Origin of the sequence: Pseudomonas sp. MWU15-20650 (assembly GCF_023242475.1) — a bacterium.
Lineage (GTDB): Bacteria > Pseudomonadota > Gammaproteobacteria > Pseudomonadales > Pseudomonadaceae > Aquipseudomonas.
This window is the reverse complement of sequence record NZ_JALJFG010000003.1, coordinates 59,063-69,643: the sequence shown is the minus strand read 5'-3', so window position 1 is coordinate 69,643 and position 10,581 is coordinate 59,063. Positions and strand designations below refer to the sequence as shown.

Here is a 10,581-nt window from a genome sequence, read left to right as displayed (position 1 = left end):
AAACGAGTGTCCCTGATCGCTTCAGACCACTTCCGCATCGTTGTCGGCCTCGGCAAGAGCGGCATGTCCCTGGTTCGCTTCCTGGCGAACCGGGGCACGTCGTTCGCCGTGGCTGACACGCGGGAAAATCCACCGGAGCTGGTCACGCTGCGCCGTGACTACCCGCACGTGGAAGTGCGTTGTGGCGAGCTGGATGTCGAGTTTCTGTGCCGCGCCGATGAGCTCTACGTGAGCCCCGGCCTGGCCTTGGCGACACCGGCCCTGCAAGCCGCTGCGGCACGTGGCGTGAAGCTGTCCGGCGACATCGACCTGTTCGCGCGTAACGCGAAAGCGCCGATCGTGGCCATCAGCGGTTCCAACGCAAAAAGCACCGTGACCACCCTGGTGGGCGAAATGGCGGCTGCGGCCGGCAAACGCGTGGCCGTGGGCGGTAACCTCGGCACGCCAGCGCTGGACCTGCTGAGCGATGACATCGAGTTGTACGTGATGGAACTGTCGAGCTTCCAGCTCGAAACCACCCACGACCTGGGGGCTGAAGTGGCCACCGTGTTGAACGTGAGTGAAGACCACATGGACCGCTACAGCGGCCTGCCGGCCTACCACTTGGCCAAGCACCGGATCTTCCGTGGCGCCAAGCAGTTTGTGGTCAACCGTCAGGATGCCCTCAGCCGTCCGCTGATGGGCGAAGGCATGCCCTGCTGGACTTTTGGCCTGAGCAAACCTGATTTCAAAGCCTTCGGTATTCGCGAAGAGAACGGCGAGAAATACCTGGCCTTCGAATTCCAGAACCTGATGCCGGTGCGTGAGCTGAAAATCCGTGGCGCACACAACCAATCCAATGCCCTGGCGGCCTTGGCGTTGGGTCACGCCGTCGGCTTGCCATTTGACGCGATGCTGTCGAGCCTGCGCACTTTCGCCGGCCTGGAGCATCGCTGCCAGTGGGTGCGCGACCTCAATGGCGTGAGCTACTACAACGACTCCAAGGCCACCAACGTGGGCGCCGCACTGGCCGCCATCGAAGGGCTCGGCGCTGACATCGACGGCAAGCTCGTGCTGATCGCCGGTGGCGACGGCAAGGGTGCCGACTTCAAAGACCTTAAAGGTCCGGTGGCTGCACATTGCCGCGCCGTCGTGCTGATCGGCCGTGACTCGGACTTGATCGCCGCCGCGCTGGGCGACGCTGTACCGCAGGTACGCGCCACCTCGCTGGACGATGCTATTACCCAATGCAAAGCGCTGGCCCAGCCGGGTGATGCGGTGCTGCTGTCGCCGGCGTGCGCCAGTTTCGACATGTTCAAGAACTACGAAGAGCGCGGCCAGCTGTTCGCCCGTGCCGTGGAGGCCTTGGCATGAATTTCAGAAATATCATCAAGCCGTACCCGTCGCCGATTATCACCGGGCGCGGTATCGACCTCGATTTCCCAATGCTCGCCGGTTGCCTGGCGCTGCTGGGCCTGGGCCTGGTCATGATCACGTCGGCATCCTCCGAAGTCGCCGCCGTGCAGTCGGGCAATACCCTGTACATGATGATTCGTCACCTGGTGTACCTGGTGATCGGCCTCGGTGCGTGCATCGTCACCATGATGATCCCGATTGCCACCTGGCAGCGCCTGGGCTGGCTGATGCTGATCGGCGCGTTTGGCTTGTTGATCATGGTGATCCTGCCCGGCATCGGCCGTGAGGTGAACGGTTCGATGCGCTGGATCGGCTTCGGTGCGTTCAACGTGCAGCCGTCGGAAATCGCCAAGGTGTTCGTGGTGATCTACCTCGCCGGTTACCTGGTGCGTCGCCAGAAAGAAGTGCGCGAAAGCTGGATGGGCTTCTTCAAGCCGTTCATCGTGTTGCTGCCCATGGCTGGCCTGTTGCTGATGGAGCCCGACTTCGGTGCCACCGTCGTAATGATGGGGGCGGCGGCGGCGATGCTGTTCCTCGGCGGCGTCGGGCTGTTCCGTTTCACCTTGATGGTGGTGCTGGCCGTGGCCGCCGTGACCGTACTGGTGCAGGCGCAGCCTTACCGGATGGCGCGTCTGATCACCTTTACCGACCCGTGGTCCGACCAGTTCGGTTCCGGCTACCAGTTGACCCAGGCGCTGATCGCCTTCGGTCGCGGCGAGTGGCTCGGCGTGGGCCTGGGCAACAGCGTGCAGAAGCAGTTCTACCTGCCGGAAGCACACACCGACTTCGTGTTCTCGGTACTTGCCGAAGAACTCGGCGTAGTGGGTTCGCTGTGCACCGTCGCATTGTTCGTGTTCGTGTGCGTACGCGGCATGTACATCGGTCTGTGGGCCGAGAAGGCCAAACAATATTTCGCCGCGTATGTGGCGTATGGCTTGTCGTTCCTGTGGATCGGCCAGTTCCTGATCAATATTGGTGTGAACGTCGGCTTGCTGCCGACCAAGGGCCTGACCTTGCCGTTCCTCAGCTACGGCGGCAGTTCGTTGGTGATTTGCTGCGCCTGTCTCGGGTTGCTGCTGCGCATCGAGTGGGAGAGTCGAACCCACCTGGGCAGCGAAGAGATGGAGTTCAGCGAAAGCGACTTCGCCGAGGAGCCGAACCATGGGCGCTAATGTGCTGATCATGGCAGGCGGCACCGGGGGCCATGTGTTCCCGGCCCTGGCGTGCGCCCGTGAATTCCAGAACCGTGGCTACACCGTGCATTGGCTGGGTACACCGCGCGGTATCGAAAACGAACTGGTGCCCAATGCCGGCTTGCCGCTGCATTTGATCAACGTCACCGGTCTGCGTGGCAAGGGCAAGCTGTCCCTGCTCAAGGCACCGTTCGTGTTGCTCAAGGCGGTGTGGCAGGCGCGCAAAGTCATTCGTGAACTGAAGCCTGTGTGCGTGCTCGGTTTTGGTGGTTATGTCACCGGTCCTGGCGGTGTCGCCGCCAAGCTCGCCGGCGTGCCGGTCATCGTGCATGAACAGAACGCTGTTGCCGGGACTGCGAACCGCCTGTTGGTGCCATTGGCCTCGCGAGTGTGTGAAGCGTTCCCGAAAACCTTTGCCCGCTCGGGCAAGCTGCGTACCACCGGTAACCCGGTGCGCACCGAGCTGTTCATGGCCATTGCCCGTGAGGCACCGGCGGGGCGCAAGGCACACCTGTTGATCCTGGGCGGAAGCCTGGGTGCCGAGCCGCTGAATAAACTGCTGCCGGAAGCCGTGGCGCAACTCCCTGTGGAGCTGCGCCCGGAGATCTTCCATCAAGCCGGCAAGAACCACGATGAAGTGACCGCCACTCGCTACCGCGAGGCGGGGGTCGAGGCGAATGTGCAGCCCTTCATCAAAGACATGGCCCATGCCTATGGCTGGGCCGACCTGGTGGTCTGTCGCGCTGGTGCGTTGACCGTCAGTGAACTGGCCGCCGCCGGTCTGCCGTCCTTGCTGGTGCCTTTGCCCCACGCGATCGACGATCACCAGACCCGCAACGCCGAATATTTGGCCGGGGAGGGCGCTGCCTTCCTACTGCCGCAAAGAACGACTGGCGCCGCCGATTTGGCCGCACGCCTGACTGAGGTTTTGATGCAACCGGAACGACTCAACAGCATGGCGAGCACCGCAAGCCGCCTGGCCAAACCTGACGCAACCCGCACCGTGGTCGATATCTGCCTGGAGGTGGCCCATGGTTGAGAATCAGAAAGCCATGCCACAACCGGAAATGCGCCGCATCCGTCGCATCCACTTCGTCGGTATCGGCGGCGTGGGCATGTGCGGCATTGCCGAAGTGCTGCTGAACCTGGGTTATCAGGTATCCGGCTCGGACTTGAAAGAGTCGCTGGTTACCGATCGCCTGAAAACCTTCGGTGCGCAAATCTTTATCGGCCACCGTGCCGAGAACGCTGCCGAGGCCGACGTGCTGGTGGTGTCCAGTGCCGTCAATACCTCCAACCCGGAAGTGGCCACTGCCCTGGAGCGCCGAATCCCGGTCGTGCCGCGTGCCGAAATGCTCGCCGAGCTGATGCGCTATCGCCACGGCATCGCCGTCGCCGGTACCCATGGCAAGACCACCACTACCAGCCTGATCGCCTCGGTGTTCGCGGCCGGTGGCCTGGACCCGACGTTTGTCATCGGCGGCCGCTTGAATGCAGCCGGCACCAATGCTCAGCTCGGTACCAGCCGCTACCTGATCGCCGAAGCCGATGAAAGTGACGCCAGCTTCCTGCACCTGCAGCCGCTGGTCGCAGTGGTCACCAACATCGATGAAGATCACATGGCCACCTACGACGGAGACTTCAACAAGTTGAAGAAAACCTTCGTCGAATTCCTGCACAACCTGCCGTTCTACGGGTTGGCCGTGGTGTGCCTGGATGATCCGGTGGTGCGTGAAATCCTGCCGCTGGTCAAGCGTCCGACCGTGACCTACGGCTTCAGCGAAGACGCCGACGTGCGCGCGATCAATGTGCGCCAGGAAGGTATGCAGACCTTCTTCACCGTGCTGCGCCCTGACCGTGAACCACTGGATGTTTCGGTGAACATGCCGGGCAACCACAACGTGTTGAACTCCCTGGCGACCATCTGCATTGCCTCCGACGAGGGTGTCAGTGATGAAGCCATCGTCGAGGGCCTGTCGCGCTTCGCTGGTGTAGGGCGCCGTTTCCAGGTCTACGGTCAACTGCCGGTCGAAGGCGGTGACGTGATGCTGGTGGACGACTACGGCCACCACCCGACCGAAGTGGCTGCGGTGATCAAGGCCGTGCGTGGTGGCTGGCCGGAGCGTCGCCTGGTGATGGTCTACCAGCCGCACCGCTACAGCCGTACCCGCGACCTGTACGACGATTTCGTCAATGTATTGGCCGATGCCAACGTGCTGCTGCTGATGGAAGTCTACCCGGCCGGTGAAGAACCGATCCCGGGCGCTGACAGCCGCAAGCTGTGCAACAGCATCCGTCAGCGTGGCCAGTTGGACCCGATCTACATCGAACGCGGTGTGGACCTGGCGCCGATCGTCAAGCCACTGCTGCGTGCCGGTGACATCCTGCTGTGCCAGGGCGCCGGTGACATCGGTGGCCTTGCGCCAAAATTGCTGGCGAGCCCACTGTTTGCAGGCGTACAGGGGAAGTCGAAATGACCACTGACTACGGCTCCCTGTTCTCCACCATCACGCCTGTCGACTTTGGTCGCGTGGCCGTGTTGTTTGGTGGCAAGAGCGCTGAGCGCGAAGTGTCGCTCAAGTCTGGCAACGCTGTGCTTGAGGCCCTGCAAAGCGCCGGCGTGAATGCGTTCGGTATCGATGTGGGCGATGACTTCTTCGCTCGCCTGCAGGCCGAGAAGATCGACCGTGCCTTCATCATCCTGCACGGCCGTGGTGGTGAAGATGGCAGCATGCAAGGCTTGCTGGAGTGCGCCGGCATTCCTTACACCGGCAGCGGCATCCTCGCGTCGGCATTGGCCATGGACAAGTTGCGCACCAAGCAGGTGTGGCACAGCCTGGGTATTCCAACCCCGCGTCACAGCGTTCTGTGCAGCGAAGACGATTGTATTTCAGCAGCCAAGGAACTGGGCCTGCCTTTGATCGTCAAACCTGCCCATGAAGGCTCCAGTATCGGCATGGCCAAAGTGAACTCGGCCGCCGAATTGATCGACGCATGGAAAGCGGCAAGTACCTACGATTCGCAAGTGTTGGTGGAACAGTGGATCCAAGGTCCCGAGTACACCATCGCCACCCTGCGTGGCCAGGTATTGCCGCCTATCGCATTGGGCACGCCCCACACCTTTTATGACTACGACGCCAAGTACGTGGCCTCCGATACTCAGTACCGGATCCCGTGCGGACTTGACGCAACCAAGGAACAGGAATTGATGGACCTCACGGCGAAAGCCTGTGAGGCGCTGGGTATCGCCGGTTGGGCGCGGGCAGACGTGATGCAGGATGACCAAGGGAATTTCTGGTTCCTTGAAGTCAACACCGCTCCCGGTATGACCGATCACAGCCTGGTACCTATGGCAGCCCGTGCAGCCGGTTTGGATTTCCAGCAGTTGGTGCTGGCGATCCTGGCCGAAAGCATCGAGCCAAGAGGCTAAGCATATGAACGGCGCATCGCTTCGTCATCAGCCCCCACAAGTCCCCGGCCGCAAGCCGGTGCCGCGGGGTGCCAGTCGGATGGTGGCTAAAGAGCCGATGTCGGTGCGCTTGCCGAAAGCCAACTTTGGTTTCCTCAAGGCGCTCTTCTGGCCGGTGTTGCTGGTGGCGTTGGGCTTCGGCACATACGAAGGCGCCCAGCGCCTGTTGCCGTATGCCGACCGGCCGATCACCAAGGTCAGCGTGCAGGGCGACTTGAGCTACATCAGCCAGCAAGCGGTACAGCAGCGCATCGGCCCTTACCTGGCGGCGAGCTTCTTTACCATCGACCTGGCCGGCATGCGCTCGGAGCTGGAGCAGATGCCATGGATCGCCCATGCCGAAGTCCGTCGTGTATGGCCGGACCAGGTGACGATCCGCCTGGAAGAACAATTGCCCGTGGCCCGTTGGGGCGATGGTGCGCTGTTGAATAACCAGGGCCAGGCGTTTGCGCCGCGTGAAGTGGCGAATTACGAGCACCTGCCGCAGTTGTTCGGGCCGCAGCGGGCGCAGCAGCAAGTGATGCAGCAGTATCAGGCTTTGAGCCAGATGCTGAGGCCGCTGGGCTTCTCCATTGCACGCCTGGAACTGCGTGAGCGGGGAAGCTGGTTTCTGACGACCGGGGCAGGCAGTTCCGGCCCGGGCATCGAGTTGTTGCTGGGACGCGACCGCTTGGTGGAAAAGATGCGCCGCTTTATTGCCATCTATGACAAGACCTTGAAAGAACAGATTACGAACATTGCGAGCGTCGACCTGCGTTACGCCAACGGCCTGGCCGTCGGCTGGCGTGAACCGGCTGCGCCGACGACAGCCAAACCCGCTGTCGCGAAGAATTAAGAAGAGGCAGGACCCATGGCAAACGTGCAAAGCGGCAAAATGATCGTCGGTCTCGATATCGGCACCTCCAAGGTGGTGGCGCTGGTCGGCGAGGTTGGGGAAGACGGCGTTATTGAAATCGTCGGTATTGGCACGCATCCGTCCCGGGGCCTGAAGAAGGGCGTGGTGGTGAACATTGAGTCCACCGTGCAATCGATCCAGCGCGCTATCGAAGAAGCGCAGCTGATGGCCGGTTGCCGGATTCACTCGGCGTTCGTCGGCGTGGCCGGCAACCACATCCGTAGCCTGAACTCACACGGTATCGTGGCGATCCGCGACCGTGAAGTCAGCTCGGCCGACCTTGAACGCGTACTCGACGCTGCCCAGGCCGTGGCGATTCCCGCTGACCAGCGTGTACTGCATACCCTGCCGCAAGACTACGTGATCGATAACCAGGAAGGCGTTCGTGAGCCCCTGGGCATGTCGGGCGTACGTCTGGAAGCCAAGGTCCACGTGGTGACCTGCGCCGTCAACGCTGCACAGAACATTGAAAAATGCGTGCGCCGCTGCGGCCTGGAAATCGACGACATCATTCTCGAGCAACTGGCTTCGGCCTACTCGGTACTCACCGACGACGAAAAAGAGCTGGGCGTGTGCCTGGTGGACATCGGCGGCGGCACCACCGACATCGCGATCTTCACCGAGGGTGCGATCCGTCACACCGCCGTGATCCCGATTGCCGGCGACCAGGTCACCAACGACATCGCCATGGCGCTGCGTACCCCGACCCAGTACGCCGAAGAAATCAAGATCCGCTACGCCTGCGCCCTGGCCAAGCTGGCCGGTGCCGGCGAGACCATCAAGGTGCCAAGCGTGGGCGACCGTCCACCGCGCGAACTGTCGCGCCAGGCCCTGGCCGAAGTGGTCGAGCCGCGTTATGACGAGCTGTTCACCCTGATCCAGGCTGAACTGCGCCGTAGCGGCTACGAAGATTTGATCCCGGCCGGCATCGTGCTGACCGGTGGCACCTCGAAGATGGAAGGCGCGGTCGAACTGGCCGAAGAGATCTTCCACATGCCGGTGCGCCTGGGCGTGCCCCATGGCGTCAAGGGCCTGGGCGACGTGGTGCGCAACCCGATTTACTCCACCGGTGTGGGCTTGCTGTTGTACGGGCTGCAAAAGCAGACCGACGGCATTTCCCTGTCGGGGCCGAGCATCCGTGACAGCTACCGCAGTGACGACGACGCGAAAGCGCCGTTGTTCGAGCGGTTGCAAACGTGGATCAAAAGCAACTTCTGACGAAGTTAGCTTCAAGCGGCGAGTTACAAGTTTCAAGAGTAGGGCGTTTCAAGCTTGCAGCTAATAGCTTGCAACTTGTAACTCCTACGGCAGTAGGCGTAGTAGGCGAAAAAACTAGAGAAAACGAAAGGAGAGGGAACATGTTCGAGCTCGTAGACAACATCCCCGCAAGCCCGGTTATCAAAGTAATCGGTGTCGGCGGTGGCGGCGGCAACGCTGTCAACCATATGGTCAAAAGCAACATTGAGGGCGTTGAGTTCATCTGCGCCAACACTGATGCCCAGGCGCTGAAAAGTATCGGCGCGCGGACCATCCTGCAATTGGGCACAGCCGTGACCAAGGGCCTCGGCGCTGGCGCCAATCCGGAAGTCGGCCGTCAAGCCGCACTGGAAGACCGCGAGCGTATTGCCGAAGTGCTGCAAGGCACCAACATGGTGTTCATCACCACTGGCATGGGCGGCGGTACCGGTACCGGTGCTGCACCGATCATTGCCGAAGTGGCCAAGGAAATGGGTATTCTGACGGTCGCAGTCGTGACCCGTCCGTTCCCGTTCGAAGGTCGCAAGCGTATGCAGATCGCCGACGAAGGCATCCGTCTGCTGTCTGAAAGCGTCGACTCGTTGATCACCATTCCCAACGAGAAGCTGCTGACCATCCTGGGCAAAGACGCCAGCCTGCTGTCCGCTTTCGCCAAGGCTGACGACGTACTGGCCGGTGCCGTTCGCGGTATCTCCGACATCATCAAGCGCCCAGGCATGATCAACGTCGACTTTGCCGACGTACGCACTGTCATGAGCGAAATGGGCATGGCGATGATGGGCACTGGCTGCGCCAGCGGTCCGAACCGTGCACGTGAAGCCACCGAAGCGGCCATCCGCAACCCGTTGCTGGAAGACGTGAACCTGCAAGGTGCACGCGGCATCCTGGTGAATATCACCGCCGGTCCCGACCTGTCCCTGGGCGAGTACTCCGACGTGGGTAGCATCATCGAAGCCTTCGCTTCCGAGCACGCCATGGTCAAAGTCGGTACCGTTATCGATCCGGACATGCGCGATGAACTGCACGTGACCGTGGTTGCTACCGGCCTGGGCGCGAAAATCGAGAAGCCTGTGAAGGTCATCGACAACACCCTGCACAACAGCCAGGCCAGCCAAGCGGCTGCTGCTCCAGCGCCTGCGCGCCAGGAACTGCCGTCGGTGAACTACCGTGACCTGGACCGTCCGACCGTGATGCGCAACCAGGCTCAGGCCGGTGCTGCGGCGTCCCGTAGCTTGAATCCGCAAGATGATCTGGACTACCTGGACATCCCGGCATTCTTGCGTCGTCAGGCCGATTAATGGAATGTATCAGGGCTATGAAGGTGATTGGTGTTCAGCAAAGGTCTGGTCTGCTATTATCGCCAGCCTTTGTTGATACCAGTTCGCAATTTGCGCTGAAGCGGTCCAAGCCATGATTAAACAACGCACCCTGAAGAATATTATTCGTGCCACAGGTGTAGGTCTGCACTCCGGGGAGAAGGTATACCTGACCCTCAAGCCTGCACCTGTCGACACCGGCATCGTGTTTGTGCGTGCCGACCTGGACCCTGTGGTGCAGATTCCTGCTCGCGCGGAAAACGTTGGCGAAACCACTATGTCGACCACATTGGTCAACGGTGACGTCAAAGTGGACACGGTGGAGCACTTGCTCTCGGCCATGGCTGGCCTGGGCATCGATAACGCCTACGTCGAGCTCTCCGCGTCCGAAGTCCCTATCATGGATGGCAGCGCTGGACCCTTCGTATTCTTGATTCAATCTGCCGGCCTGGAAGAACAGGACGCAGCCAAGAAGTTCATACGCATTCTGCGGGAAGTGACAGTAGAAGACGGCGACAAGCGCGCCACCTTCGTCCCGTTCGAAGGCTTTAAAGTGAGCTTTGAGATCGATTTCGATCACCCGGTATTCCGTGACCGCACCCAAAGTGCAAGCGTGGATTTTTCCAGCACTTCGTTCGTAAAAGAAGTCAGCCGCGCCCGCACCTTTGGTTTCATGAGTGACATCGAGTACCTGCGCAAGCACAACCTCGCACTCGGCGGCAGCGTTGAAAACGCCATTGTGGTCGACGCGGATGGTGTACTGAACGAAGACGGCCTTCGCTATGAAGACGAATTCGTGAAGCACAAGATCCTCGATGCAATCGGTGACCTCTACCTGCTGGGCAATAGCCTGATAGGCGAGTTCAAAGGCTTCAAGTCGGGCCACGCCCTTAACAACCAGCTGCTGCGCAAGTTGATTGAGCAGACAGACGCTTGGGAAGTCGTGACCTTCGAAGATGCCAGCACCGCACCGATCTCTTACATGCGTCCCGTTGCGGCGGTGTAAGTAACAACTCTCTTTCTTTAGTTTTGAAAGGCTGCCTTCGGGTGGCCTTT

At 61.0% G+C, this 10,581-nt stretch carries 9 protein-coding genes; all 9 read left to right on the top strand.

Features of this window, described 5'->3' with window-relative positions; translation table 11 throughout:
- Positions 1 to 6 precede the first annotated feature (6 nt).
- The 9 genes from murD (at position 7) to lpxC (ending at position 10,531) form a co-directional block, all read left to right on the top strand.
- Positions 7 to 1,353 (top strand): UDP-N-acetylmuramoyl-L-alanine--D-glutamate ligase, encoded by a 1,347-nt coding sequence (gene murD, locus M5B43_RS03730; RefSeq protein WP_248748843.1) that lies wholly within the window; start codon positions 7 to 9, stop codon positions 1,351 to 1,353.
- Positions 1,350 to 2,567 carry a putative lipid II flippase FtsW gene (gene ftsW, locus M5B43_RS03725; protein ID WP_058414267.1) on the top strand — a complete coding sequence of 406 codons (1,218 nt, stop codon included), beginning with the start codon at positions 1,350 to 1,352 and terminating at the stop codon, positions 2,565 to 2,567. The genes murD and ftsW overlap by 4 nt, the downstream gene beginning before the upstream one ends.
- Positions 2,557 to 3,627, top strand: coding sequence for an undecaprenyldiphospho-muramoylpentapeptide beta-N-acetylglucosaminyltransferase (gene murG / locus M5B43_RS03720; RefSeq protein ID WP_248748842.1), 1,071 nt, complete (start codon positions 2,557 to 2,559; stop codon positions 3,625 to 3,627). The genes ftsW and murG overlap by 11 nt, the downstream gene beginning before the upstream one ends.
- A complete protein-coding gene (gene murC, locus M5B43_RS03715; protein ID WP_248748841.1) occupies positions 3,620 to 5,065 on the top strand; it encodes a UDP-N-acetylmuramate--L-alanine ligase in 1,446 nt (481 codons plus the stop codon). Before murG ends, murC begins: the two co-directional genes overlap by 8 nt.
- Positions 5,062 to 6,018 (top strand): D-alanine--D-alanine ligase, encoded by a 957-nt coding sequence (locus M5B43_RS03710; RefSeq protein ID WP_248748840.1) that lies wholly within the window; start codon positions 5,062 to 5,064, stop codon positions 6,016 to 6,018. Before murC ends, M5B43_RS03710 begins: the two co-directional genes overlap by 4 nt.
- Before the next feature lie 4 nt (positions 6,019 to 6,022).
- Positions 6,023 to 6,892 (top strand): cell division protein FtsQ/DivIB, encoded by an 870-nt coding sequence (locus M5B43_RS03705; RefSeq protein ID WP_248748839.1) that lies wholly within the window; start codon positions 6,023 to 6,025, stop codon positions 6,890 to 6,892.
- Between the two features lie 15 nt (positions 6,893 to 6,907).
- Positions 6,908 to 8,170 (top strand): cell division protein FtsA, encoded by a 1,263-nt coding sequence (gene ftsA, locus M5B43_RS03700; RefSeq protein WP_248748838.1) that lies wholly within the window; start codon positions 6,908 to 6,910, stop codon positions 8,168 to 8,170.
- Positions 8,171 to 8,310: 140 nt separating this feature from the next.
- On the top strand, positions 8,311 to 9,507 hold the full coding sequence (ftsZ, locus tag M5B43_RS03695) for a cell division protein FtsZ (protein ID WP_248748837.1): 1,197 nt from the start codon (positions 8,311 to 8,313) through the stop codon (positions 9,505 to 9,507).
- A 112-nt stretch (positions 9,508 to 9,619) separates the two neighbouring features.
- Complete coding sequence (lpxC, locus tag M5B43_RS03690; RefSeq protein WP_003171886.1) at positions 9,620 to 10,531, top strand: UDP-3-O-acyl-N-acetylglucosamine deacetylase; 912 nt, start codon at positions 9,620 to 9,622, stop codon at positions 10,529 to 10,531.
- The last annotated feature ends 50 nt before the right edge of the window (positions 10,532 to 10,581 follow it).